This is a genomic window from Micrococcaceae bacterium Sec5.1, from assembly GCA_039636795.1.
Taxonomy (GTDB): Bacteria; Actinomycetota; Actinomycetes; order Actinomycetales; family Micrococcaceae; genus Arthrobacter.
Map to the genome: position 1 here is coordinate 2,618,874 of CP143430.1, position 24,919 is coordinate 2,643,792.

A 24,919-nucleotide genomic window follows, 5' to 3' on the forward strand; every position below is an offset into this window, starting at 1 on the left:
GAAAAGTTCATGTTCAGATATGCCGCCGAACTGGTCCCGTTCCACGACTACGACTTCGAGGATTCGATCCGCGATCTCGCAGACATCGGCTTCAAGGAAGTCAACCTCTGGTCCTCAGCTGCACCGCTGGCTCATCACGTCAACCCGGGCGAGGACCCGGGCGCCATCCGTGGATTGCTCGATAAGTACGGACTAACCCCGTGCGGGCTGACTGTCTACGGCAAGACTCAGGACGAAATCCTCGAACGCGTCGATTTCGCCGCTGACCTGGGCATCGACACGCTGATCTTTGATTGTGAGGCGAACTATGCCGACTTCGTCTCCACCTTCCTGCCTCCTATCGTTGAGGCGGGAGCCCGGAGGGGTGTGCGGATAGCTGTTGAGAACCACCTCACAGTGCCTTTCGCCGAGGACTTCGAATCCGGCGCCAACGAAGACAAGCGGTGGCACGACGGCGTAGACACCCTGGCCCAGATGAAGCGGCTGATCCGAGACATCGACCACCCCTATCTTGGAGTATGCATTGCACCTCCGCACCTATGGGTTATGCAGGAAACCATCAGCGAGGCCATCACCTTCCTCGCAGAACGCAAACGGCTTTTCTATTACTACATCTGGGATATTGACCGGGCCTACCGTCACGGCATGGACGGCCTCAACTTCGGTCCGGGTGAGCAACAACTCCCGCGCGCCGACGGGACCTTGGACCACTACGTCATGCTGAGCACTCTACGCCGCGTCGGATATCAAGGCGTGGCAAGCCTTAAATGCCACGGAACCGGGGGCTGGAGCTTTGAAAAGATCAGCAAACACCTCCGCGCCTCCGACGCCTACATCAAAGAATGCATGAAAAGGGATGAGCTCTTACCAGTATTGAATTCCAGGCAGGAGAAAGTGCGGTGAAAGACAAACGGCTTGGCGTGGCCGCGATCGGCTACGCGTTCATGGGGAAGGCCCACTCGAATGCATGGCGGAACGTGGCCAGCTTCTTCGACGTCCCGGCCTTCGAGCAGAAAGTCCTCGTCGGCCGGGATGCCGGTGCCGTCGCGGAAGCCGCGGCAAAGTACGGTTGGACCGAGTCCGCCACCGACTGGCGGTCCGTCCTTGAACGGGACGACATCCACATCGTCGATATCTGCGCCCCGGGCTGGATGCACGCCGAAATCGCCATCGCCGCCCTCCAGGCCGGCAAGCACGTCCTGGTGGAAAAGCCGCTGGCGAACACCCTGGCCGAGGCCGAAGCCATGACTGCAGCCGCCGCTGCCGCCCGTGCGAACGCCGTGCAGTCCATGATCGGCTTCAACTACCGCCGCGTCCCGGCATTGGCGCTTGCACGCGAGCTGATCGCCGAAGGCCGGCTTGGCACTGTCCGGCATGTCCGGGCTGCGTATTTGCAGGACTGGCTCTCCGACGCCGAATCCCCCATGAGTTGGCGGCTCCGGAAGGAAACCGCCGGTTCCGGCGCCTTGGGTGACATCGCTTCGCACGCGATCGACCAGATCCAGTTCCTGACGGGTCAGACCATCCTTGAAGCATCAGGTGTCCTGAAAACCTTCACGACCGAACGCCCGGGACCGAAGGGGTTGGAAGAGGTCACCGTTGACGACGCAGCCTGGGCAACCTTCTGGCTTACCGGAGACATGGGCGCGTCCGTCGAAGCGTCCAGGGTCGCAACAGGGCAGAAGAACAGCCTTCAGATCGAGATCTACGGTGCCCAGGGAGCCCTGGCATTCAATCTGGAGAACCTCAATGAACTGCAGTTCATGGACGCGACGGCCCCAGTCCGCGAGCAGGGTTTCCGCCGGATCCTCGTCAACGAACCCGAACACCCCTACCTCGAAGCGTGGTGGCCGCAGGGTCACGTTATCGGCTGGGAACACACCTTCACACATCAGATCCGGGACTTCCTGCTGGCCATTCGGGACGGCAGCCAGCCGTCACCGTCCTTCGAAGAAGGCCTGCAGGTCCAGCGCGTTCTGGCAGCAGTGGAAGCATCGGCCAAGAACAAAAGCACCATCACAGCCGTCGAGCACAACTCACTCGTTACTGAAGGAGCCTGACCGTGTCCCGCCCGTACACCCTGTTCACGGGCTCTGGCGGGCTGAATGCCTAGCTTCCTAGATGCGCAACCATTCCAGCTCGACGTGAACCGGACGCTCGCCGATGGTGAGCTGTCCGCCCGCCAATGGCTCGCCGTTAATCCGGATCGACGCGGGACGGGGGAGCCGCACCCCCGTCCCCGCCGGCGGTGCCAGCCACCCGGCTCCAGGAAGTCGACGCACCGTGAAGGAGGCTCCTTGCGTGTCCCAGCCAAGATGTTCGACGGCGAGCCCTCCGCGTGCGCGAAGTCCCGTCACGGACCCGCGCGGCCATGCGGCAGGTACCGCCGGCAGTACTGACAGCGAGTCGGTGGTGGACCCGAGCAACATCGAGGCGACGAGTCCTGGAAGACCTCCGCTTGCGTCCAGGTTGAAAATCCTGCCCGCATCGTGCGTTGTTGTGAGCGTCGGACTCCAGTGATCGATCGCGAGCCAGTTGACGCAGGTCTCCGCCGCCGCTGCATCCCCGAGCGCTGCAGCGGCCATCCCGAGCTGGACGAGGCCGAAGGCCATCTCCATGCGTCCAGGGGGAGAGGTGGGCGCCTCAGCACGCCACGCTATCTTGTTCTTCACGGTTTCAGAGGCGGCTGCACGCAATCGCGTCGCCTCCCCGCCGTCGCCGTCAAAAGCCGGATCGATCTCGTACCACAGCGGGTAAAGCTGGGAGGCGTGGCGGTGCGCGATGTTCTCGTTCCACTGTGGGTCAAGCCATTCGGCAAGTGTGCCGTCGCCTGCGATGCGATAGGCCGGCAAGTGGCGCAGCACATTTGACCACCGCTCATCCAGGGAGTCGTCGCCGCGGGCTCGGCCAAGTAGCGCGGTCGCCCGGGCAGCATCGCGGAGAATGGCGACGTCGATCGTCGCGTCCGTCGCGAGGGGGACCCGGGCGCTTCCCGGTGTGTTTTCGGGTGAGTAAGAGGGGACGATCCTGCGGACGCCGTCGACTTCGGGAAATGCGGTTTCGGCAAACCGGAGGACTCCTTCGGCCAGTTCCCACACTCTGTCGTCCACGATCGATCGATTGCCGGTAGTGGCCACGGCATCGGCTATGACCCGCAGAACCCACCCGCCGCACCCGGTCCAGAACAGGTGGGGATATTGCTCGGCGAAATGGTTGGCGCGGCCGTGGGTCGACATCCGCGACGGTAGTAGCATTCCCTCGGCACCAAAGACCCGTCGTGCGTTATCCCGGTAGTCGTCAAGATGCGGGAGTACGAGGTTGAGGAGCGACAGGGCAAGCTCCGGGGTGCCTGTTGGAGTCATACCTGCCATGGCGCCATTCTGTACGTTGCCGTTGAGGGTGTAGTCGGCCGACCAAGCAGGCCGCCAGGTTCCCTGCCAGACACCCTGGAGGGTCGGCGGCAGCTCGCCGGTGGAGGCGATGATGTTCGCCCGTCCGCTCAAATACGCTGCCTCGACCACCCGGCGTCGCGCATTTTCGTCACCGATGCGGGCCTTTGCCCATAGTTCCTCGGTTCGTGTCTCGGACGAGCCGCTTTGCAGATCGAGCATTGACGCGGCAGTGAGGGGATAACGCGCTTCCCGCTGCTGGTTGCGGACTTCATCCCACGACGCCGGAATGGCTCCGGCCGCTTTAGCGTTTCGCCCGGTGGTCGGCAGCGCGATGTCGACGCGGATCAGCCGAGGGACGTCGGGCCCCGTCTGTGCAGCCGAGCGTGTAACGTCTCCATCGACCTCCCACGTCGTCCCCGTTACTGCCGTAACGGCAGCACGGATGGCAGCGGGCCCATCGCCTGCAGAAGCCACGAGTAAGCCACGGGCCCCGCCCTCGAAACTCGCGCTGACTGCGGCGGAAGCGTCGGGAACCCCGGTGTCAAAGGACGTTGGCGCGCCGGCACCCAGGCTTAGCTCGACAATGCTGGTGCTTTCGCGTTCCGCCTCAAGCGCAAGCAGGACAGACTCGCTACCGTGCGGGGCGATGAGGCGGAGCGCGTGCCGTCCAAGTTCGAGATCGGTCCACTCGATCGCGACCTCGCCAAGAAGCGGATCGATGGTCCGGTGCGACTCAGAGACGCCGCCGGGGGTTCGTATGGTCAGTGTCGCGCAGAGACCGAGCGGGTCGGTCCAGATCAGGCCATCGCCGTACCCGCTTGCGCGGACGCCATCACTGACTGCGGCGTTTGCGGCGTCAGCATCACCGGAGAGGAGGGCGTCCTGCAGCCGCCCCCGCACAGGATCGAGATCGGGTGCGTTAGGTCGCGGATTCACGGGGAGGAAGTACTTCTCGTGCGCGAGGGAAATGGTGATCGCGTCGGCCGGACCGTACGCGACGGCACCGACCCGACCACTGCCGACGATAAGCCCTTCCTCCCAGGTCAGCGCGTTTGTGGCCGTCACGAAGACGGGTCCCTGGTTTGCGGTGGCAGCGGGAAGGCCAGTCATTAAGCTGACTCGCGCTGGACCAGGGAAGTGCTCAGAACTGGCCGTCGGTCGACGTCGCGCCCACGCAGGACCGCGAGTATGGTCTCGGCGGCGACGCGGCCCATATCCTCCAACGGCTGTCGAACTGTCGTGAGTGTTGGATCCATGGTGGTCGCAATGGAGACGTCGTCGAAGCCGATCACGGCGACGTCGGACGGAACGCGTCGACCCGCTGCCTGGAGGACCCGAATCGCCCCGCTCGCCATCAGGTCGGAGGACGCGAAAACGCCGTCTAGGTCCGGGTATCGCTTGAGGAGTCGCGCCATCGCAGCTGAACCGCTCATGAGGGTGAAGTCGCCATGCACGATCGGGCTGTGGTCGATGCCGAGCTCCGTGAGTTCGTCGCGCCAGCCCCTGATGCGTTCGCGGGCCGGCTCCATATCGTTCGGGCCTGCGATGATGCCCAGTTGTCGTCGTCCGGCGTCGGCCAGTGCCCGGGCAGCGAGCCTTCCGCCACCGTGGTTGTCAGAGTCGATGACGATCGCGTCGGGAGCAAGTGGGACGCGGGGTTGCCCAACCCACGCAATCGGAATGGGGGAGTCCGTGAGCGCCTGCGCCAGATGCGTGATCTCGTGCTGAAGGATGACGATCGCACCGTCGATTGCCCCCGAGCGCAGAAACCGTGGGATACGGTCGCCCTCGTCGTGGTCGGCCGGGACCAGTATGGGTTGGACTTCGCCGGCGTAAAGGCCCTTCGCAGCACCCTTGAGCACCGAAGTGAAGAACGTGCCTGTCAGGCTGTCAAGCTCGTTGAAGGCGACGATGAGAGCGATCGCCCCCGCCCGCCCGCCGCGCAGCATGCGTGCTGCACTGTTGGTCTCATAGCCCAACTCCTTTGCGGCGTGCTCGACAGCCGCTGCCATCGTGACGTCGACATTCGTCTCACCGGCGAGTACCCGCGCAGCCGTGGCACGGGACACGCCCGCCATTTTGGCAACATCCACCAGGGTGGGTCTTGGCATTGTGCATCCTTCTGAAGGTTGTCGACGGCGGACCTTGGTTCATCGAAACGCGTCCCATTGGCGAAACTTTGTTATCCAACAGTATAGAGATCGATACCCCGAGGATTGAAGTGTTGTCCCAAAAAGCTATTGCGTGGCGCCAAACTGCAAGCTACGGTTGGCCCAGAGATCGTTCTCTGGCCCCAGACTGAACGCTCTGAAATCCCTTCCAAGTCCCCAAAGAAGAGGAATTGTCGTGAAAAGAAGCTTGTCGGCGATAATCGCCGCTGCAGCAGCACTTGCCGTCGCTCTCACCGGATGCTCCTCCGGCGGCAGCGGAAAAGCAGCCGATCCGAATGCGGAGGTTTCCTTCTGGTCCTTCACCGGGATCAACGCGAAGGACAGCGTCAATGAGTACGCCAAGAAGGTGCCCGGCGCGAAGGTCAAGCTGACTGAGGTCGGAAGCACCACCGAGACTGCAACTGCCCTCACCGCCGCGCTGGCCGGGGGCAAGGTCCCCGATCTCGTCATGATCCAGAATGACGATTTGCCCAAGTTCGTCGAGAACAGCACCAACTTCCTGGACCTGCGAAAGCTGGGCGGTGACAACATCGCCCACGACTATCTCGACTGGGCCGCGGGTGCTGCGACCGCGCCGGACGGCTCCGTCATCGGCATTCCGACGGATGTCGGAGGACTGGGTTTCGCCTACCGTGCGGACCTCTTCGAGCAGGCCGGCCTGCCGACGAACCCTGATGAGGTCGCTGCCATGTGGAAGGATTGGCCCTCGTTCATCGAGATGGGACGGAAGTACACCGCCGCCACGGGTAAGCCTTTCGTGGACAATATTGAGACCAGCGTCTTCTTCTCGACCGTTAACCAGGTCAGTGAGAAGTACTATTCGGACGAGGGAAAGCTCGTCTACGACACGAACCCCCAGGTGAAAGACGCGTTCGACGTCGCGGTCAAAACCCACGACGCCGGCATCAGTGCAGGTATTGCGGCGTGGTCCTCGGGCTGGGCTCCAGGCCGTGCGAACGGTGCCTTTGCCGTCACCATTGCTCCCTCATGGATCCTCAAGGGCATCAAGACTGATGCCCCTGACACCGCGGGCAAGTGGCGCATCGCCAGCGTGCCCGGCGTCGGTGGCAACTGGGGTGGCAGCGTCATTGCCATCCCGGCCCGCGCGGAGCACCCCGAGGCCGCCTGGCAGTACATCAAGACAATGATGTCGGCTGAGGGTCAAACGGACCACTTCACGCAGTCGGGCACGTTCCCGGCGGCGACCTCCGCCGTCGCAAGCCAGTCAGTCCTGGACTACACCGACCCCTTCTTCGGAGACTCGAAGATCGGAAAGGTTATGGCCACTTCCGTCCAGCAGTTCCCGTCGTTCTATAACGGCCCCGACACGACACCAATCAACGGTGCGCTCCTGAACACCCTCGTCCAGCTGGAAGCCGGCGGTGTGACTCCCGATAAAGCCTGGACGACTGCCCTCCAGACGGCCAAGCAGGCCATCGGCGGCTGATCGTCCCACCCACCCGAGTGGCCCGGTGCGGACAGGGCCGGGCCACTCTTCGACGGAGGTACACCTATGTCATCGGCGACAGCCACTCTCTCCCGCAAACAGCGCAAAGCCCCGATTCAGAAGGCCACGCGGATCCGTAACCCGCTCGCTGAGCGAATCGCTCCCTACGCGTACGTTGCGCCCTTTTTCATCATCTTCATTGTCTTTGGACTTTTCCCCCTCGTCTTCACCTTTTACGTCTCGCTTTTCGACTGGAATCCCATTGGAAAGCAGACCTTCGTCGGCTTTAAGAACTTTGAGCAGCTCTTCGCCGACGGACGGTTCTGGAATGCGCTACTGAACACGTTTGGGATCTTCCTGATCTCGACGATCCCGCAGCTGCTCCTAGCGCTTTTTCTCGCGCACCTGCTCAACCATGCGCGTCTTCGCTGGGCGAACTTCTTTCGCATGGCACTGCTGGTTCCTTACATCACCTCAGTGGCAGCGACCGCGATCGTCTTCGCTCAGATCTTCGACAAGAACTTTGGCCTCATCAACTGGTTCCTAGGACTGTTCGGGCTCCCGTCGGTGAACTTCCTTGCCACCAACTACGGCTCCTGGATCCTCATCTCGGCAATGGTGATGTGGCGCTGGTTCGGGTACAACACCCTGCTTTACCTGGCTGGATTGCAATCGATGCCCCGGGAGATGTTCGAGGCGGCCTCCGTGGACGGCGCTTCGAGCTGGCAGCAGTTCCGGCATCTGACGATCCCATCGCTGCGTCCCATCATCGTGTTCAGTGTCATCATGTCAACCATCGGTGGGCTGCAAATCTTCACGGAGCCGCTTCTCGTATCGCCCGAATCCGGCCTCACCTGCGGGGCGGGCCGACAGTGCCAGACTCTTTCCCTCTTTCTTTATGAGCAGGGTTTTGGCCTCTTCAAGTTTGGCTATGGTTCCGCAATCGGCGTCGTGCTGTTTGTGATCGTGGTTCTCGTATCGCTCCTTAACTTCTTCCTGTCCACACGTACGAGAAAGGCCAGCTGATGTCCGATGTAATCGATGAGGTTATCCCGCAGCGCCTGGCCGTCCGTGGGGTGAAACCGGGCCGCCAACCCAAGCGGCGCGGCAAGGGCGGCGGAGTCAGCCGGCGCGTGTACATGTTCCTCGCCCTCGCCGTCATCGTGTCGGTGTTCCCGCTGTACTACATGTTCGTCATCGCGTCTGCGGGAGCCACAGCTGTGACCTCAATCCCGCCCCGAATGTATCCGGGCACGCAGTTCTTCGAGGTCGCCGCGAAGGTGTTCGACACCGTCCCGTTCTTCGCTTCGCTGATCAACAGTATTTTCGTCTCGCTCACAATCGCGGTCGTTTCCGCGATCATGTGCGCGATGGCGGGCTTCGCATTCGCCAAGCTTCAGTTCCCCGGCCGGAATTTGTTGTTCCTCATCGTCCTGTTGACGATGACTGTCCCTGCGCAGCTCAGTGTGATTCCGCAGTATCTGATCATTTCCGGACTTGATTGGGTGGACACGCTGCAAGCAATCATCGTGCCTGGGCTGGCCAGTGCGTTTGGTATCTTCTGGATGCGTCAACATATGGCGACCACCGTGAGCGACGAGCTTATCCAGTCGGCCCGGATTGACGGTGCTAATTCGTGGCAGATGTTCTGGGGGATCGCATTCCCGGTGGTGCGTCCGGCCGCGTTTGTGCTTGGACTGATTACGTTCACCAGCGTGTGGAACGACTTCATGTGGCCATTCATTGTCCTGAAGTCCCCGGAGCTGTTCACTGTGCAGATCGCGCTGAAACAACTCCAGGCCAACCGTACGATTGACGTTGCGTTGGCCATGGGCGGCTCGTTCCTGGCTACGCTGCCCCTGCTGATCGTGTTCTTTTTTGTCGGCCGGCGCATGGTGTCCGGGATCATGGATGGGGCGTTCAAGGGCTGATGCTGCACAATATTTCCAGCGCAAATGCATTGCCCATCACCGGTTCTGCGGATAGCCCCGGTCAGCAGGGCTGGCGGGATCGCTCTCTCCCTGCTTGGGAACGCGCTTGCTTGCTTACCGCCGAGCTGACCCTTGAAGAGAAAGCCGCCCAGCTAGGATCCGTTTGGCTTACCGATTCCGCTGACGACTTCGCGCCCAAGCTGGAGGGCGGTGTTGAGTCCGGCGCCGATCGGTTTGAGGGTGGACTCGGGCAGCTGACTCGCGTTTTCGGCACGGAACCGGTCACTGTCGCGGAGGGAGTGCGCCGTCTGCGCGAATTACAGGAGCGCGTCGTTGATTCCAACCGCTTCGGCATTCCAGCCATCGCACACGAGGAGTGCCTCACCGGGCTTGCAGCCTATGGCGCCACGGCATTCCCGACGCCGCTCGCCTGGGCGGCCACCTTCAATGAGGAACTGGTCCATCGGATGGCGGAAGCTATCGGCTCCGACATGCGCGCACTCGGCATCCATCAAGGTCTCGCTCCCGTGGTGGATGTGGTGAAGGACTACCGCTGGGGCCGGGTTGAAGAGACCCTCGGTGAAGACCCTTACCTCGTGTCGCAACTGGGTGCCGCATACGTAGCCGGACTGGAGAGCACGGGGATCATTTCGACGCTGAAGCACTTCGCCGGCTACTCAGCATCCCGCGGTGCCCGTAACCACGGCCCCGTCAGCATGGGTGCGCGTGAGTTCGCTGACACTGTACTACTGCCATTTGAGGCCGCGCTGCGCCAAGGAGGTGCCCGCAGTGTCATGACGTCGTATACGGATATCGACGGCGTGCCGAGCAGTTCAAATGGGCAACTCCTGACGACGTTGCTGCGGGACCGTTGGGGCTTCGAGGGCACCGTGGTGGCGGACTACTGGGCTGTGCCGTTCCTCTCAGCCATGCATCACGTCGCGGTTGATACGGCCGACGCGGGCCGCCTTGCCCTGAGCGCAGGAGTCGACGTCGAACTTCCGCAGACAGCGGCGTATGGTGAGTTGCCGCGCTTGATCCGAGAGGGCGTCGTGGACGAACACGACCTCGATCGCTCGGTCCAGCGCCACCTCCGGCACAAGTTCGAGCTGGGGCTGTTCGATGACGTACACCTTGTGCCGCTCGATGCCGAAAGCGTCGATCTCGACAGCGAGCACAATCGGTCGATTTCATCGCGGCTTGCAGAGGAGTCCGTAGTGCTGCTGCGTGACGAGGGCGCTCTTGCGCTTCTCGGCTCGGGGAACATCGCGGTCCTCGGCCCGGCGGCTGACCAATTCCGCAGCCTCGTTGGATGCTACGCGTTCCCCAACCATGTACTTTCGAAATACCCTGGCCACGATCTCGGCATCAGGATTCAGACTGTGCTGGCCGCTGTCCGCGACGAGTTCGGAGCGGACCGGGTGCAATTCAAGGCTGGGGCTGAAATAACGTCCGAGGACTCCGACGCCCTCTCCGCAGCTGTTGCGCTTGCCCGCGACAGCGACGTAGCGATCGTGGTGGTTGGAGACATTGCCGGGCTGTTCGGCGACGGCACCTCAGGCGAAGGCTGCGACGCCGCGGACCTTCGGTTGCCCGGCGGACAGGATGCACTCGTCACCGCCATTCTCGACACTGGAGTGCCCACTGTCCTGGTCGTCTTGTCCGGCCGCCCGTACGCCCTTGGTGCCTACGGGAAGGCGCGTGCCATTATCCAAGCATTCTTCCCCGGAGCCGATGGCGCCGCTGCGGTTGCCGGAGTGCTGTCCGGTCGCGTCCCGGCAACAGGACGCCTGCCCGTGCAGATTCCGCGCTTTCCCTACGCCTCGATGACGTACCTGCAGCCAGCGCTCGGGCTCTCGAATCCCGGGATCACCTCCCTGGACAACACGCCGCTGTACCCGTTCGGGTTCGGGCTCACTCGGGGCACGATCGTCTACGAAAACATCACCGTTGCCGCGAACCTCAGCACTGATGGCTCGCTCGTCGTGGACGTGACGATACGCAACGACGGCGATAACACCGTGGAGGTCGTCCAGCTCTACGCCGCGTTCCCGTCCGCCCCAGTGGTGCGCCCGGCCGTACAACTCATCGGATACGCACGGATCCCGATCGGATCCTCTGAATCGCGGACAGTCTCCTTCCACGTAGATGCAGCCCGACTCGCGATCACAGGTGTTGACGGGACGCTGGGAGTGGACCCCGGTCCGCTGCGGCTCATCGCTGGCCCCTCGGCTGCCGAGGCCGCGGTAACAGCTGAGGTGACCATCGTCGGCGAACGACGACTGCTGGCCGAGCGCGTCCTGCGCACACCCTGGTCGATCAGCGCCGCGACTGGCTAGATGGAGAGGTTCTTCCCGGCTCGGGCTCGACCTGCATTCCGTGAGGGGGAGACCGGCAAGCCTTCAGTCACGGCAGTCGGGCCAGAGTTGGCGGCTCGTTTCCTGAATGCCAAAGCCACAGGATTTGGGTCGCGGGTCCGTTTCGGAGGGAGTCCTGCACCCCGTCGTCGGATGTGCGGCTCCGCTCGGCACTTTGACCGGTGAGCTTCCCTTGGGGGCTCCGCCAAAGTTAGGGGTGACTGTTATCCGCTTCATGGCTCCTCCTGCATCCTTGCTGGTTCAACCATGCTGCAGCTGGATCAAGAGTTCCCCTGGTTTTGCGCAGCTTCGGCAAAGTTTATGGACAGGAAAAGGGGCAAGTCATAGGGGGGAGGGTCAGGGCGTAGCTTTGTAGCAACGCCATCTTGTTCTTCCGGCCTGCTAGATCCCGGACAAACTGCTGACTGCGCAGATTGCTCCTCCGGCGCTCCGCGCCTCGGCGCCGTTGGCCAGGCCATCCGGCCCCGGGACGATCGAGAATGTCTGGCGTTTGGTCATCGGGGAGGCCAGCCGGTAGCTAAAGGTTTTACCCGTCAGGTCGATTCCTTCACGGCGCATGTGCTCGCCCATCATCAGAGCCAGAAGAGGACCGTGGATCACCAGGCCGTCGTAGCCCTCATTCAGGCACCAGTCGAGGTCGTAGTGAATCCTGTGTGCGTTGTACGTCAGTGCGGAGAATCGGAACAGCAGTCGTTCATCGGCGGCTTGCTCCAGCACAGGGCCCTTGGGTGGGGGCGGCGGGGTTTGCGGGTCGGGTAAGGGGGCGCTGCCCGGGGCCCGGTAGACAATGTCCTGTTCTTCGCGGATCACCAGACTATTGTTTTGGAAGACTTCGTGGCGAACGGTGGTGAATGTAAGTGGCCCTGTGCGGCCGGCCTTCTCGACTGATCCGGCCACGGCAATGACTTTTGTGGCCGGGGTTCCGATCTTGAGTTGGCCGAAGGTTGAGACGCGACCCCCGGCAAACATTCTGCGCCGCCCCGGCCCAGGTGGGGCCGGAATACCCACAGTGGGATGACCATCCGGCCCCAGGTCGCTCTGCCGGTTGCGCTCCAGAAGGTAGAGCCAGTGCCATAGTGGAGGGACTGTTGTGCCCTCGTCGAAGGGCACGTCAATATCCAGTGCGGCCGCAAGGGATTCAACGGGTTCCGCGGCGATGCGTTCAGTGCGTTCGACCCGCTCGGTCAAGGTAGTTGGTGTCATAGTGAGTCTTACTCCAGATGGGTAGAGGGGTTGCGCTGAGGGCGTTGATCAGTTTGTCGAGGGTGGATGCTGAATCCAGGTTCTCCACCGCCTCGATTAGCTGCGCTGCTGCCTCGTTGCCGTAGGGGCGCAGAAGGGCCTGTGCTTTGGCGACGACCTCACCGTGGGTCATGGGGTTCTTTTCAGAACCTTTGGCATCTGTGGGGTTTCCGGCCAGGAGCGTGATTTTTTCGCCGGACATCAGGTCAAAATCGAGACGGGGCCCGTCCTCGAGCTGGATCGACGGGTCCAGCACCATTGAGATCCTGGCGAAGGTCTCTTGGATCCGGGGTTCCGAAATGCGTGGTGGGTCGAATTGCTCCAACCCTACTGAGCGGTTCTCCAGCGCCACGCTGATGGCGTAGGGCAAGCTGAATTGGGCATCAAACACGGTCTCGATGGGGTCAACATTGAGCATGTTGATCGCAGTTTCGCCCGCGGTCACAGTGATGGAGAGTACATCGGAGGGTTGCAGATCGCGTTCTGCGATCAGCTTCAGCACCGCGTCAACCGCTGAGTGGCTGCCTCGGCAGCAGGCATAGGGCTTGAGATAGGACGTGGAGACGTTGAAGGTCTCACCAAGACCTGCTGTGACCCGTTCGGGGAAACCCCGGCCGTCCCCATAGGTGGCAAAAATCCCACCCCATGGAGCCTCGAAGAGCCGATGAGGGCCAGTGATACCCGCTCGGGCCAAAAACGCTGCATCGATTCCTGACTCGCCGGCTTTGCCTGGGTGCACCCGCTTTGTCCATGCGCCATCTTCTATGAAGGCCCAGACCCCTCCAGTGAATGAGCCGGCAATGCCGAGCGCATTCGCGAAGGTGTCCGCATCAAGATGCAGGATTTTGGCGCACGCGGCAGCCGCCGCAAACGTGCCAAACGTCCCCGTAGAGTGCCAGCCCCGGTCGGTATGCGCGGCAAATCCGCCGATGCCCTGCAAGAGCCGATAACTGACGTCGTAGCCCGCGCAGGCGGCGACAATCAAGTCCTTGCCGCTTGCGCCGACCAGTTCTGCGGCAGCGATCGCGGCTGGCAAAGTTGCCGAGCCGGCGTGTCCTGGTCCGCCGCCGTCGTCGAAGTCCCGTGCGTGGGCCGAGGTTCCATTGGCAAGAGCCGCGTGGGCCGGGTTCAGCCGTCCCCGGGTGCCCCAGATGAGGCATGGACCGCCGTTGGACATGCCGGAGAGGGCATTGCGGACACGGCGGGATTCCTCCGAAGGGATACCGGCCATAGCCACGGCCAGTGTGTCGAGGATGTGGTCTTTCATGGCGGAAACCACATCCTGTGGGAGGTCGTCGTAGGTGGTTCCGGCCCAGTATTCGGAGAGAACTTCTGTGATGGATGGTTCGGAGTGGGATTCAGTTGACATGAATGACCTCAGCTTCTGGGGCCAAGATCGACGGTTAGTTTCTTAATCGTCCACCGCCCGGCGGTCTGGCTTATTGCTGATTCGGATTCGACGACGCTGGCCTGGGGGTAATGGCGCGCGAGGTGTGAGACGACCTCTTCGATTTCCACCTTCGCCAGTCCTTGACCCAGGCAGTTGTGAGGGCCCGTGCTGAACGTTAGTGGTTGGTTTCGCTCGCGGCCCAGGACGAATTCGCCGGGGTTTTCGAACCGTTCAGGGTCTCGGTTGGCTGACCAGACGGCCACATGCACATCGGCGCCAGCCGGGATGGTGATCCCGCCAACCTCCATGTCCTCCGTCGCAATCTTGCTGATAACACCCGTCCGGGGATAGAGGCGGAGCGCTTCCACCACTGCGGTAGGTATCCACGTAGGGTCGGCAACAATCTGCTCCCAGACTTCCGGGTTGCGCAGCAAATTCCAGACGACGAGGCCGATCTGGTGGCCCGTGTTCACGGAACTTGCTTCAAGCATCGAGGTTGCCTCGTCGAACAGTTCCTGTGCGGTGAGCTTCCCCTCGTCTGCGAGTGTCATCAGGTGGGAGAGCATGTCGTCGCCAAGGCCGTGGCCACGCTTTCGCTCCATCAGATCATTGAGGTACCGGAATAGGTCGTCGTAGGCAGAGAGGATGTCGGTTTTCAGGCTGGGATCCCTCGCCAGAAGCGCCAATGTCCGTTCGGACAATTCCTGTACCTTGGGTGCATCGGATTGCGGAGCTCCCGCTAAATGGCAGTAAACCAAGGAGGGGATTCTGCGATCAACCCCTGCATGAAAATCCACCGGCTTCGTGTCCTTGAGGTCGTTGAAGATGCCTGTCACGATGTCCGTGAGGACGTCGCGGGTGTTCTGCACTGTTGCCGGGCCCATGAAACGTGCAAGCGGAGTCCGTAAGCGCAGTTGCTGGGCTCCGTCTTGCATGATGATGCTGCGGGCTCGAAATCCGTGGACAGAGCCGTCGTTGATGCCGAACTCTTCCATCAGGCGCAATGCTGAGTTGGCAAACCGTGGATTGCGCAGCACCTCGGTAGAGAGTTGGTAGGACAGAACGGCGTAACCATCGGATCCGACCGCGATTCCTCCATCGGGAAGCGCGCCGCCCTGGTGGCCGTTGGCCTGTGGAGAGAACAGTTCGAATGCTGGCACTGTGGTTGTCATGACCGCGAAATCGCTCCCATCGGGCAGCAAAGGATGACTTCTTCAAGTTCGCTTTCGCGATCGTCTTCGACGTCGGAAGCCAGCTGTACCAACGTGCCATCCTTCTCTATGTGGAACACGTCCGGCATTAAGGCTGCGCAGGTGCCGTTGGCATCGCAGCGCTGCAGGTCCACGTTGACTTTAATCATGGGGATGCCCTCTCTCGGAATCATCGGGCCGGAGCAGCCCGGGTTTCCGGGCAAGGAGTGCGGCGACCATTTGGTGTTTCAAGGTCTACCTTGGTGCCGCCCGCGACATTTCACAAATACCAAAATTCCGGGATACTCATCTATTTCGCATATACCTTGATTGGTATACCGCACCGGCTCGAGAGAGAAGGGCTGTTCCCTTACGACGGGGTTTGAACCCCGGAAAACAGGACTGCAAACCGCTCAGCTACCGGAGTTACTACGCCGTCGCGTCGCGTGACGATGGCAATTGGCACGTTGGGCCAACCGCCAACCACGGGAATTTGTGCGACATCCGGGTGGAGGCGGGCCATCTCCAAACTGGAGAGGGATACTCCGACTCCCGCACCCACCAACTGTGCGGCAGTCATGACCGTCGGTACTTGGATCACCTCGGTTGGGTTTGCCCCGGCGGGTGCGAACTTGTCGGCCCAGATTCGCCAGAGGATGCGCACTCCCGGAATTCGGGCGGGCAGGATCCACGTGGCGTCCGTCAGCGTCGCAACGTCCACTGGCGTGATTTCCGAAAGGCCCCAGGATCTGGGTGCGATGAGCGTTAGCGGCAGTTCGTCCACAACTGTGATGTCGAAATGCACTCCGTTGATGGGTTGCAGCGGCTCCTCGGCCACTATGGGCATGATCGCCAGGTCAAGGGTGCCATCGGCCAGCCGGTCCAGCTGCACTTTGGGATTGGCGTCTGTCAGGTCCAGGGTCACGTTTCGGTAGATCGAGAGGAACTCCGAGATTTTGGTACTGCCGATCCGCCATAGGCACATCGGTTCGCACCCGAGGTGGAGTTCGCCCGCAAGCCCCTGCCCCATGGCTTTGAGCGTGTCTGAGATTCTTCGCTCTTCAGCCAGAAGCCGGCGTCCGGCATGGTGCAGATACTCGCCCGCGGCGGTCAGTTCGATGCCTCGGGGCTTCCTGTCGAACAGGGTCACTCCGAGCTCTTTTTCGAGCTTCGCCATAGCCATGCTCAAGGGTGGCTGGGATATCCGCAAGGCTTGGGAAGCCTCGGTAATGGAACCGTTCTCCGCCACCGCGATGAAGTATCGAACATTCCTGAGATCCATGCATTCAGTATATGGAAACCTCTACTAATTGGTATTTGATGTATGGCCGGATGTGGACGACCGTTGGTTGAGGGCAGCGACGCTCACGTCATTTCCGCAGGTTTACAACGGAGGCATCATGGAATACCAGCAGCAGGTAATTGTGGCCGGAGCCGGTCCTACTGGTCTGCTCAATGCACTGGGCCTGGCACAGCAGGGACTGGACGTTACCGTCGTCGAACGCTCAAGGGAGCCAAGTGACGCCCCGCGGGCGATCCTCTACCACTGGTCCACACTCGACGGTCTGGAACGTCTCGGTCTTTTCGTCGACGCTTCACGGGCCGGGTTCCTGAAGCAGGATTATGCCCATTACGTCCGGGACACCGGTGAAACTATTAATTACGGTTTGAAGGCGTTGGAGGGCCGCGTAACCCACCCCTACAACCTGCACCTCGGCCAGGGTGCGCTGGCCACGATCATTCTTCGCCACCTTGAGCAATTTCCCAACGTCCGCGTCCTCTGGGGACACCAGATCACGGGGCTGACCCAGGATGACTCAGCAGTGACAATCACGGCGGAGCACGACGGAAATCGTGTTAAGTTGCGGGCTCCCTGGCTCATAGGTGCCGACGGCGCGGGCTCTGCCGTCAGGAATGCATTGAATCTGCCTTTTGAAGGTTTTACGTGGCCGGAGCGCTTTGTTGCCGCCAACATCCGTTTCCCCGACGACCGCAAGGGCTGGGCCCAAACGACCTTCTACGTCGACGATGTTCTCGGAGCAATCATCGTGAAGATCGATAATTCCGGGCCCCACGGGCTGTGGCGCTACACCTACATGGAGGATGCCGTTCTACCCGAAGCAGGCGTGGTGGACCGTCTGCCTCGGTTCTTGGAACAGATATTCGGCCCTGAGGTGGCTGCCGGCACCACCCTGGATGCCATTGCGCCTTATCGTATGCACCAGCGCAGTGCTCCAACCTACCGGCTTGGCCGTGTTCTGCTTGCCGGCGATGCAGCGCACGCAACAAACCCGACAGGCGGCTTCGGGCTGACAATGGGGCTGTTCGACTCCTACCTGCTGAACGAGGCATTGGGCGCCGTGATTGCGGGAAATGCCGATGAGTCCGTTCTTGATGCCTACTCCGAACTACGACGCGCCGCTTTCATTGACAAGGCCAGTCCCCGCGCCACCGCAAACAAGCGGTTGATCTTTCACTCGACAGACCACGTTCAGAGGGATAAAGACCTGGAGCTGTTCCGGAGGATGGGCAACGATCCAGAACTGGCCGCAGAAGTCCTCTACTTCACCAAGACACTCGAGACGCCCTCGCTTGTTGCCGCATAGAGCGCCTTCGCGTTCGTCAACAAGCCGGCACTACCTACTTCAGGAGTTAACATCATGCTTCCTCTGAGCGGCATCACAGTCGTCTCGCTTGAGCAGGCGGTCGCAGCACCGTTTGCTACACGCCAACTCGCCGATTTGGGGGCCAGGGTCATCAAGATCGAGCGCCCAGGCGTGGGAGACTTCGCCCGCGGGTACGACGAAACAGTCAAGGGCATGGCGAGCCACTTTGTTTGGCTGAACCGGTCCAAGGAGTCAGTCGCCTTGGACCTGAAGAGCCCAGAGGGTCATCATGCCGTGCACGAGTTGATTCGCAGTGCTGACATCTTCGTGCAGAACCTGGCCCCGGGTGCGGCAGAACGTCTCGGGCTCGGCGCCGATGCGCTGCGTGCTGAGCGTCCGGAGCTGATCCACGTCTCAATTTCCGGCTATGGTGCCGACGGTCCGTATTCATCAAAGAAGGCTTATGACCTCCTGGTGCAGTGCGAAGCCGGTCTGGTGTCCATTACCGGCTCTGAAGAGACCCCATCCAAAGTGGGGATTTCGATTGCGGATATCGCCTCCGGTATGTACGCCTACTCAGGCATCCTGACTGCGCTGCTTCAGCGCGGGCAGACCGGGGAGGGGGCAACCATCGAATTATCGATGCTCGAGGCGCTCGGTGAATGGATGGGATACGCCATGAACTATGCAGTTTACGGCGGAACCGCACCAAAGCGGACAGGTTCATCACATGCAGCAATCGCCCCGTACGGTCCCTTCACGTGTGGTGACTCGCAGCAGGTGTTCCTGGGAATCCAGAACGAACGTGAGTGGGCAACCTTTTGTGAGCGGGTCCTTGGCCGTCCAATGGTCGCATTGGATGAACGCTTCGCGCGAAATTCCCTGCGTGTAAAGCACCGAGCGGACCTCACGTTGGTGATAGAGGAGGGGCTGTCCCGGTACCCGGCGGACGAGGTTGTGGACTTGCTTGAGAAAGCCGGGATAGCGAACGCACTGCTGCGTGACATGCAGGGCTTCGCTGACCACCCCCAACTGGCGGCGCGCAACAGATGGCGGGAATATGACTCACCGGTCGGGCCCTTACGTGCCCTGATTCCTCCAGCCACGTTCGTCGGGCAGGAGCCTGTGATGGGTCGCGTTCCCCAAGTGGGAGAAGACACCGAACGCATTCTGGCAGAGTTCAAAGTGCTGGAAACAACATGAGCAAGGACTCTTTGGCGTTGCTTCAGAGCGCCCGCTCGTTCCTGTTTGTCCCGGGGGACCGGCCCGAGCGGTTCTCGAAAGCGCAAACTTCCGGGGCTGATGTGGTCATCCTCGATTTGGAAGACGCCGTCAGCGCTCGCAATAAGGATTCGGCCTTGCTGGCCGTCACCTCCTGGTTGTCAGGAACAGGTCAAGCGGTGGTGCGGATCGAGCGGGACCAGGAGGTTGCTTCTTTGAGGGGCATCCCGGGCCTTATTGGGGTAATGGTGCCCAAGTCCGAAGACCCGGTCCACGTGTCCAGAGTCCATCAAACGCTGGGATGCCCTGTCATAGCGCTCATTGAGTCAGCCTCCGGCGTTGTGGCCGCCCACTCCCTGGCGAGTGTTCCGGGCGTGGCTCGACTCGCTTTTGGCGAGCTCGATTTCGCGGCGGATATTGCTGCGCAGCCGAACCAGCGCGCAATGTTGCTGGCCCGTTCGTCACTGGTCCTCGCCTCCCGCGCCCACGGCCTTCCGGGTCCCCTGGACGGCGTTACCCCAAAGTTCGACGACGACTCCGCGCTGACGCAGGACCTGCACGCCGCCCTCGAGTTGGGAATGTCCGGAAAACTCCTGATTCATCCCCGTCAGGTCGCCGTAACGCACCACGTCTTCCGTCCCAGTGACGACGAGGTCGCGTGGGCGGGGCGGATTGTGAAATCCATCAGTGACGGGGGAGCCGTGGTCAAGGTTGACAGTGCCATGGTGGACGCCCCTGTGCTGCGGCGCGCGCAAGCCATCCTCGCGCGCCTCGCGTCCGATGCACGCACGCTGGTCAATCACCGGGAAGCACACGCCGGCGGCAGCCTGGCAGAGGAGGACAAATGACTCACCCTATGAATCATCGGCCTGTTGCCGTCATCACCGGCGGCGGCGGTGGCCTCGGAAATGACATCGCCGATCGCCTGGCGGATGACGGGTTCGACCTCGCGCTCCTTGACGTCTCGTCGTCGGCGCTACAGAGCGCAGCAGCCAGACTCTCGGAGAGATCGCCGAAGCTCAAAGTGCTGACATACGCGGGGAACCTGGCCGAGGAATCAGTGGTCGCCGAGACCTTCACCCGTATCGAGGAGGAGTTTGGGCGCATCGATGTCCTCGTCAGCGCGGCTGGAGGCAGTGGCACTGCCAAGGTCCGTGAACTCTCAGAACTGAGCGGCGAGGTGTGGCGTGCAGTGATCGAAAGCAACCTCACCAGCACTTTCCTGTGCGCGCGGCAGGCTGTCCCGATCATGCTGAAGCGCGGCTATGGACGGATCGTAAATTTCTCGTCGCTGGTTGCCGACGGTCTCGATGGGCCGTCAGGAACTGTAGGCGCCCGGCTGGCCTATGCTGCGTCCAAGGGAGGCATCGTGAGTCTCACCAAGCAGCTCGGCAAAGACCTCGGTGGCACCGGGATTACCGTGAACGCCGTAGCTCCTGGACTCATCCTCCCCACCACTGGGCGGGTCCGGGACACCTTCGAGGTGATGGGGGCGGAAGAGAAGGCCGCCGCCTCTGCCGCCATCCCCGTTGGCAGACCAGGAACCGGCCGCGAGATTGCCGCCGCCGTGGCATACCTCGCCTCAGCGGCAGCCGCATTCACCTCAGGCACCGTCCTGCACGTCGACGGAGCAGCATCTTGACCACCAACCCCACTTGCAACGGAGACTTCAGATGAAACACCCCCCGCTGATCATGCTTCCGGCCCTGGGCGCCGACTCCCGGCTATGGCAGCCGGTCATTGACGAACTCGGGGGAGAGTTCGAATGCACGGTGGTCCGTGGTGAAGGGCAGACGATCCAGGCCATGGCGGACCATGTGCTGTCACTGGCCCCCAGCGAATTTATCCTGGTTGGAATTTCGATGGGAGGGTATGTCGCCCTTGAGATAGCGCTAAGGAAGACCGGAAGAGTCAAGGCTTTGGCGTTGTTCAACACCTCGGCCATTGCCGCGCCGGAGGATCGTCGGAAGAACTCCGAAAGCCTTATCTCGCTGGTGAATTCCGGGGGATTCCTGGAAGCGATCACCCGCACGGCCCCGGCCGTATCGCGGGGAATCCCCGAGGTTCAGCGGGTTGTGGAGGCGATGACCGAAGAACTGGGCGAACAGGTTTTCGTGGATCAGCAGCGCGCCGTAATGGATCGGTCCGACCGACGTTCGGAACTGGCCTCCATGGACTGTCGCACCCTGGTGGTGGGCGCTGCCGAAGACATCATTACGCCGCCGGCTTTGAGCGAGGATCTCGCTGGACGACTCCCTGATGCGCGCTTTGTCCTTATCCAGGAGAGCGGGCATTTCGTTCCACTGGAGCAACCAAAGGCGGCCGCAACCGCGCTGCAGGCTTTTCTTCGGAACCAGGCGGAAGGTTCGCCGCAGGTGGTCGGCAGGTGAGCATCACTTCCCTCCTTCCATCCTGAACTGGAGCACCACGCCATTGAAAGGAAGTCCTCCATGAGCAAAGACCTAGGTCCGGAATCGCTCACTGACGCTGTCATCGACAGTTTCAAAGACACTGCTGACCCGCGGCTTAAGGCCATTCTGGAAAGCCTGACCCGCAACCTTCACAACTTCGTTCGTCAGGTAAGCCCCAGCATTTCCGAATGGGAAGCGGCAATCAACTTCCTTACCGCAACAGGCCGGAAGTGCGATGACGTGCGCCAGGAGTTCATCCTGCTTTCGGACGTACTGGGAGTTTCCATGCTGGTGGAGACGATCAACGATCAGGAAACCCCGGACGCTACGGATTCGACCGTCCTCGGGCCCTTCCATATGGTCGAATCACCCGAACGGCATCTGGGCGACAACATCTCTTCCGAAAGCGAAGGGGACGTGTGCGTTGTCAGGGGGAGGGTCCTCTCAGTCACCGGACTGCCTATTCCCAACGCCCGGATTGACGTGTGGCAGGCCAACACCACGGGCTTCTACGACGTCCAGCAGCCGGGCATTCAAAGCGTCGGCAACGGCAGGGGACTCTTCCGTACCGACGAAAACGGTGCGTTCCATTTCCGCAGCGTTGTACCGAGCTACTATCCGATTCCAACCGATGGTCCGGTTGGAGGTCTGTTGAAGGCCAGTGGAAGACACCCCTACCGTCCAGCCCATATCCACTTCATTGTCACCGCGGCGGGTTTCAAGGAGCTGACGACCCACATCTTCATTGGGGGAAGCGAATACATCGACTCGGATGCGGTCTTCGCTGTCAAGGAAAGCCTCATCAAACCCTTCACCCCCAACGAGGACCCTGCGGCGGCCGCAGAGTTTGGGGTGGATTCCCCGTTCATCGAGGGAGTCATCGACATTCTGCTGCACCCGGAGAGCCAATCTCCCAGCTCACGTTTCCAAGTATCCGAGGAGGTAGTCCGGTGAAGGAATTCCGCTATGAAGCACTGCCGATGCGGGTAACTTTCGGCGCGGGGTCGGTCAAGACTCTCCCCGAGGAGGTCCGTGCGTTGGGCCTGCGGCGTGTACTGGTCCTGTCCACTCCGTTTCAGGAAGATCTGGCCAGGAACGTATCCAGGCAATTGGGCGAGTTGAGCGCCGGGGTGCACGCAGAAGCCGAGATGCACGTCCCCATTGAATCAGCCCACAGGGCACGTGATGCAGCAAGGGCAGCGGATGCCGATGGTTATGTAGCAGTAGGGGGTGGATCCACCACGGGACTTGGGAAGGCAATAGCTTTGGAGTTTGGCGCCCCCATCATCGCGGTGCCCACCACCTACGCCGGATCGGAAATGACGCCGATCTGGGGGCTGACAGCCGACGGCGAAAAGAAGACCGGCCGTGACCCGCGCGTGTTGCCTACAAGCGTCATTTATGACCCGGAACTTACGCTGACCCTTCCGGTGGGCATGTCCGTCACCAGCGGTTTCAATGCGATAGCCCATGCGGTGGAAGCGCTCTATGCCCCTGACGGATCTCCTGTCATCTCGCTCATGGCAGAGGAAGGAGCCCGTGCAATGCTCAACGCCTTGCAGAAAATCGTCAAGGATCCAGCCCATGCGGAGGCCAGGTCAGATGCGCTGTACGGGGCATGGCTTTGTGGTGCCACTCTGGGAGCGACCACGATGTCGCTGCACCACAAGCTCTGCCACATCCTCGGCGGGACCTTCAACTTGCCCCACGCTGAAACCCATACGGTAGTGCTGCCCTATGCGCTGAACTTCAATGCCGGGCATGCTCCCGATGCCATCGCTGCATTGCAGCGGGCCACTGGGGCACAGAATCCTGCCCGCCACATACGTGAACTCGCTGTGAACCTGGGCGGTCCGCGTTCTCTGCGTGAACTCGGCTTCACCGACGAAGACATCGACACGGCCGTCGAACTGGCAACCCACAATCAATATGCCAACCCGCGTCCATTGACAGCAACAGGCCTCCGGGGCCTCCTCACCGCCGCGCTTAACGGTGACGCCCTGACATCTCCCTAGGCATACATCAAATAGATGCCTAGCGGAATTAATTGGTATTTGTGCAATACCAACTGCGGTCACAGAGTAGAGGAAAGCAGTGATTCACCTCACGCAAACTCACAACAGAAAGACAGGCCATGGTCCAAACCACTACCGACATTGTGATTGTTGGGGGATCGACGGCGGCACTTAGGGCGGCTGAGACCGTCAGCCGCCGGGCACCGGGCTTGAAGGTCACGGTGGTCAGTGCCGAGCAGCATCTGCCCTATGAATTGCCCCCGTTGTCGAAGATCCCCTTGAAGGAATCCGTCGACATTGAAGCGTTGATCTACCCCTCTGCGCGCGCTCTGCAGGAGAGCGGCGTGGAGTTCCGACTCGGAGACACGGCCACGGCCCTTGACCCGCAACGTCAGGTGGTGACCACAGGCAGTGGCGACATCAAATATCGGGCAGCAATCATCACCACAGGATGTGAACCGATCATGCCTCCAATATTCGATGGGGAACGGGACGTGTTCGTCTTGCGGCGCTTTGAAGACTCCGTAGGACTCCGGGAAGCCGTCAACGATCGCCGTCGCTCCGTGGCCATCGTGGGTGCAGGGTTTATTGGTGGAGAATTCGCCTCGACCTTGATCGGGGACGGCCGCGAAGTATCCCTGATCGATCTCTCCGAACACCCGCTTATCCGCTTCGGTGAAGAAGTTTCCAGGGTTTACGAGGACCTGCATCGAGGCAAGGGAGTGGAAACATTCTTTGGATTGGGCGCAACGGCCACCATCGAACGGAACGGCCGTCGATTCCTGAAGCTTAGTGATGGCCGTGAAGTTGCCGCTGATGTGATTGTGGTGGGAGTCGGGGTGCGGCCCGCCGTTTCGTGGTTGGCTTCTTCGGGTATCGAACTGGAAAACGGCATTCTTGCCGACGAATATCTGCAGAGTACCCGGGGCGTCTTCGCCGCAGGTGACGCCGTCCGGTGGCCCAATAAACGATTCGATGCAGCCATGCGCATTGAGCACTGGACCACCGCAGCCGAACAAGGGCGAGCAGCCGGACTGAACGCGGTGAACTATCTTGAGGGATCACCACTGGTGCCCTGCGCTACTGTTCCCTTCTTCTGGTCCGACCAACATGGTCAAAGGGTGCAGTGGGCCGGACATCAGTCCGGAGGGGAACAAGTGTATTCCAGCCAGAATGACAACGGATCACTTTTCCTCTTCCGTCAGGGAGGTTTCCTCGCCGGGGCCTTGGCCTTCGAACGGCGCCAGGAGTTCGTGCAATTGCGCGCAAAACTACGCCAGCCCCTCGCCTGGGAAGTAGCCATGGGCATGGTCCCGGGGCTCGAGCCCATGAGCAGCGCGGTCCTGGTGCCATGACTGTTAATCGGCGCCGCTATGTCTCATGCCCGTGCGGCATCCTCCTGGATGGGGTGGACGATGAGGAGCTGGTCATCGCGGTGCGTGCTCACTTGAACGAATCTCATCCAGGACTGGACTACACACGGGACCAGATCCTTCTCATGGCCTACTGACATCAAACAAAGGAG

22 protein-coding genes are annotated in these 24,919 nt (G+C 61.3%); 15 read left to right on the forward strand and 7 right to left on the reverse strand.

All coding sequences use genetic code 11. The annotated features are described in order from the left end of the window. Positions 1 to 9 precede the first annotated feature (9 nt). Together VUN82_11990 and VUN82_11995 are read left to right on the forward strand one after the other, a co-directional pair. Positions 10 to 903, forward strand: coding sequence for a TIM barrel protein (locus VUN82_11990; protein XAS74496.1), 894 nt, complete (start codon positions 10 to 12; stop codon positions 901 to 903). A gap of 41 nt (positions 904 to 944) precedes the next feature. Then, entirely contained in the window at positions 945 to 2,060 is a 1,116-nt protein-coding gene (locus VUN82_11995) for a Gfo/Idh/MocA family oxidoreductase (GenBank protein ID XAS74673.1), read from the forward strand. A 57-nt stretch (positions 2,061 to 2,117) separates the two neighbouring features. Here VUN82_11995 and VUN82_12000 read toward each other — a convergent pair whose 3' ends face one another. Both VUN82_12000 and VUN82_12005 read right to left on the reverse strand, forming a co-directional pair. Further along, a complete protein-coding gene (locus VUN82_12000) occupies positions 2,118 to 4,502 on the reverse strand; it encodes a hypothetical protein (protein XAS74497.1) in 2,385 nt (794 codons plus the stop codon). Continuing rightward, positions 4,502 to 5,503 (reverse strand): LacI family DNA-binding transcriptional regulator, encoded by a 1,002-nt coding sequence (locus VUN82_12005; GenBank protein ID XAS74498.1) that lies wholly within the window; start codon positions 5,501 to 5,503, stop codon positions 4,502 to 4,504. The genes VUN82_12000 and VUN82_12005 overlap by 1 nt, the downstream gene beginning before the upstream one ends. 235 nt (positions 5,504 to 5,738) lie before the next feature. On the opposite strand from VUN82_12005, the gene VUN82_12010 reads away from it, so the two are divergent. The 4 genes from VUN82_12010 (at position 5,739) to VUN82_12025 (ending at position 11,280) form a co-directional block, all read left to right on the forward strand. Next, positions 5,739 to 7,010 carry an extracellular solute-binding protein gene (locus VUN82_12010; GenBank protein XAS74499.1) on the forward strand — a complete coding sequence of 424 codons (1,272 nt, stop codon included), beginning with the start codon at positions 5,739 to 5,741 and terminating at the stop codon, positions 7,008 to 7,010. Between the two features lie 66 nt (positions 7,011 to 7,076). Beyond that, positions 7,077 to 8,036, forward strand: a complete 960-nt coding sequence (locus VUN82_12015) for a sugar ABC transporter permease (protein XAS74500.1) — start codon at positions 7,077 to 7,079, stop codon at positions 8,034 to 8,036. Beyond that, on the forward strand, positions 8,036 to 8,941 hold the full coding sequence (locus VUN82_12020) for a carbohydrate ABC transporter permease (GenBank protein ID XAS74501.1): 906 nt from the start codon (positions 8,036 to 8,038) through the stop codon (positions 8,939 to 8,941). Before VUN82_12015 ends, VUN82_12020 begins: the two co-directional genes overlap by 1 nt. Further along, positions 8,941 to 11,280, forward strand: coding sequence for a glycoside hydrolase family 3 N-terminal domain-containing protein (locus VUN82_12025; GenBank protein XAS74502.1), 2,340 nt, complete (start codon positions 8,941 to 8,943; stop codon positions 11,278 to 11,280). Before VUN82_12020 ends, VUN82_12025 begins: the two co-directional genes overlap by 1 nt. A gap of 420 nt (positions 11,281 to 11,700) precedes the next feature. On the opposite strand, the gene VUN82_12030 is transcribed toward VUN82_12025, so the two are convergent. From VUN82_12030 to VUN82_12050, 5 genes are all read right to left on the reverse strand, one after another. Further along, complete coding sequence (locus VUN82_12030) at positions 11,701 to 12,522, reverse strand: mesaconyl-C4 CoA hydratase (protein ID XAS74503.1); 822 nt, start codon at positions 12,520 to 12,522, stop codon at positions 11,701 to 11,703. Next, entirely contained in the window at positions 12,482 to 13,930 is a 1,449-nt protein-coding gene (locus VUN82_12035; GenBank protein XAS74504.1) for an MmgE/PrpD family protein, read from the reverse strand. The genes VUN82_12030 and VUN82_12035 overlap by 41 nt, the downstream gene beginning before the upstream one ends. 8 nt (positions 13,931 to 13,938) lie before the next feature. Continuing rightward, entirely contained in the window at positions 13,939 to 15,123 is a 1,185-nt protein-coding gene (locus VUN82_12040) for a cytochrome P450 (GenBank protein XAS74505.1), read from the reverse strand. Continuing rightward, entirely contained in the window at positions 15,120 to 15,311 is a 192-nt protein-coding gene (locus VUN82_12045; GenBank protein ID XAS74506.1) for a ferredoxin, read from the reverse strand. Before VUN82_12045 ends, VUN82_12040 begins: the two co-directional genes overlap by 4 nt. Before the next feature lie 200 nt (positions 15,312 to 15,511). Beyond that, positions 15,512 to 16,423 carry a LysR family transcriptional regulator gene (locus VUN82_12050; protein XAS74507.1) on the reverse strand — a complete coding sequence of 304 codons (912 nt, stop codon included), beginning with the start codon at positions 16,421 to 16,423 and terminating at the stop codon, positions 15,512 to 15,514. A 28-nt stretch (positions 16,424 to 16,451) separates the two neighbouring features. Between VUN82_12050 and VUN82_12055 the strand changes: the two genes are divergently transcribed. From VUN82_12055 to VUN82_12095, 9 genes are all read left to right on the forward strand, one after another. Then, positions 16,452 to 17,747 carry an NAD(P)/FAD-dependent oxidoreductase gene (locus VUN82_12055; GenBank protein XAS74508.1) on the forward strand — a complete coding sequence of 432 codons (1,296 nt, stop codon included), beginning with the start codon at positions 16,452 to 16,454 and terminating at the stop codon, positions 17,745 to 17,747. A 54-nt stretch (positions 17,748 to 17,801) separates the two neighbouring features. Beyond that, the gene (locus VUN82_12060) at positions 17,802 to 18,950 is read left to right on the forward strand and encodes a CaiB/BaiF CoA-transferase family protein (protein XAS74509.1); all 1,149 of its coding nucleotides are present in this window, start codon (positions 17,802 to 17,804) and stop codon (positions 18,948 to 18,950) included. Continuing rightward, positions 18,947 to 19,816, forward strand: a complete 870-nt coding sequence (locus tag VUN82_12065; GenBank protein XAS74510.1) for a CoA ester lyase — start codon at positions 18,947 to 18,949, stop codon at positions 19,814 to 19,816. The genes VUN82_12060 and VUN82_12065 overlap by 4 nt, the downstream gene beginning before the upstream one ends. Then, positions 19,813 to 20,610, forward strand: a complete 798-nt coding sequence (locus VUN82_12070) for an SDR family oxidoreductase (GenBank protein ID XAS74511.1) — start codon at positions 19,813 to 19,815, stop codon at positions 20,608 to 20,610. Before VUN82_12065 ends, VUN82_12070 begins: the two co-directional genes overlap by 4 nt. Before the next feature lie 31 nt (positions 20,611 to 20,641). Continuing rightward, positions 20,642 to 21,358, forward strand: coding sequence for an alpha/beta fold hydrolase (locus VUN82_12075; GenBank protein XAS74512.1), 717 nt, complete (start codon positions 20,642 to 20,644; stop codon positions 21,356 to 21,358). 60 nt (positions 21,359 to 21,418) lie between these two features. Next, a complete protein-coding gene (locus VUN82_12080) occupies positions 21,419 to 22,333 on the forward strand; it encodes a dioxygenase (protein XAS74513.1) in 915 nt (304 codons plus the stop codon). Next, complete coding sequence (locus tag VUN82_12085) at positions 22,330 to 23,394, forward strand: maleylacetate reductase (protein ID XAS74514.1); 1,065 nt, start codon at positions 22,330 to 22,332, stop codon at positions 23,392 to 23,394. The genes VUN82_12080 and VUN82_12085 overlap by 4 nt, the downstream gene beginning before the upstream one ends. A 119-nt stretch (positions 23,395 to 23,513) precedes the next feature. Continuing rightward, positions 23,514 to 24,749: an FAD-dependent oxidoreductase gene (locus tag VUN82_12090; protein ID XAS74515.1), complete on the forward strand. Its 1,236-nt coding sequence runs from the start codon at positions 23,514 to 23,516 to the stop codon at positions 24,747 to 24,749. After that, positions 24,746 to 24,904 carry a hypothetical protein gene (locus VUN82_12095; protein ID XAS74516.1) on the forward strand — a complete coding sequence of 53 codons (159 nt, stop codon included), beginning with the start codon at positions 24,746 to 24,748 and terminating at the stop codon, positions 24,902 to 24,904. The genes VUN82_12090 and VUN82_12095 overlap by 4 nt, the downstream gene beginning before the upstream one ends. The last annotated feature ends 15 nt before the right edge of the window (positions 24,905 to 24,919 follow it).

Excerpts from the sequence above, each read along its gene's own strand:
- VUN82_11990 (XAS74496.1), top strand. The coding sequence starts at position 10 with ATGTTCAGATATGCCGCCGAACTGGTCCCGTTCCACGACTACGACTTC.
- VUN82_11995 (XAS74673.1), top strand. The coding sequence starts at position 945 with ATGGGGAAGGCCCACTCGAATGCATGGCGGAACGTGGCCAGCTTCTTC.
- VUN82_12000 (XAS74497.1), bottom strand. The coding sequence starts at position 4,502 with ATGACTGGCCTTCCCGCTGCCACCGCAAACCAGGGACCCGTCTTCGTG.
- VUN82_12005 (XAS74498.1), bottom strand. The coding sequence starts at position 5,503 with ATGCCAAGACCCACCCTGGTGGATGTTGCCAAAATGGCGGGCGTGTCC.
- VUN82_12015 (XAS74500.1), top strand. The coding sequence starts at position 7,077 with ATGTCATCGGCGACAGCCACTCTCTCCCGCAAACAGCGCAAAGCCCCG.
- VUN82_12020 (XAS74501.1), top strand. The coding sequence starts at position 8,036 with ATGTCCGATGTAATCGATGAGGTTATCCCGCAGCGCCTGGCCGTCCGT.
- VUN82_12025 (XAS74502.1), top strand. The coding sequence starts at position 8,941 with ATGCTGCACAATATTTCCAGCGCAAATGCATTGCCCATCACCGGTTCT.
- VUN82_12030 (XAS74503.1), bottom strand. The coding sequence starts at position 12,522 with ATGACACCAACTACCTTGACCGAGCGGGTCGAACGCACTGAACGCATC.
- VUN82_12035 (XAS74504.1), bottom strand. The coding sequence starts at position 13,930 with ATGTCAACTGAATCCCACTCCGAACCATCCATCACAGAAGTTCTCTCC.
- VUN82_12040 (XAS74505.1), bottom strand. The coding sequence starts at position 15,123 with ATGACAACCACAGTGCCAGCATTCGAACTGTTCTCTCCACAGGCCAAC.
- VUN82_12045 (XAS74506.1), bottom strand. The coding sequence starts at position 15,311 with ATGATTAAAGTCAACGTGGACCTGCAGCGCTGCGATGCCAACGGCACC.
- VUN82_12050 (XAS74507.1), bottom strand. The coding sequence starts at position 16,423 with ATGGATCTCAGGAATGTTCGATACTTCATCGCGGTGGCGGAGAACGGT.
- VUN82_12060 (XAS74509.1), top strand. The coding sequence starts at position 17,802 with ATGCTTCCTCTGAGCGGCATCACAGTCGTCTCGCTTGAGCAGGCGGTC.
- VUN82_12065 (XAS74510.1), top strand. The coding sequence starts at position 18,947 with ATGAGCAAGGACTCTTTGGCGTTGCTTCAGAGCGCCCGCTCGTTCCTG.
- VUN82_12070 (XAS74511.1), top strand. The coding sequence starts at position 19,813 with ATGACTCACCCTATGAATCATCGGCCTGTTGCCGTCATCACCGGCGGC.
- VUN82_12075 (XAS74512.1), top strand. The coding sequence starts at position 20,642 with ATGAAACACCCCCCGCTGATCATGCTTCCGGCCCTGGGCGCCGACTCC.
- VUN82_12080 (XAS74513.1), top strand. The coding sequence starts at position 21,419 with ATGAGCAAAGACCTAGGTCCGGAATCGCTCACTGACGCTGTCATCGAC.
- VUN82_12090 (XAS74515.1), top strand. The coding sequence starts at position 23,514 with ATGGTCCAAACCACTACCGACATTGTGATTGTTGGGGGATCGACGGCG.
- VUN82_12095 (XAS74516.1), top strand. The coding sequence starts at position 24,746 with ATGACTGTTAATCGGCGCCGCTATGTCTCATGCCCGTGCGGCATCCTC.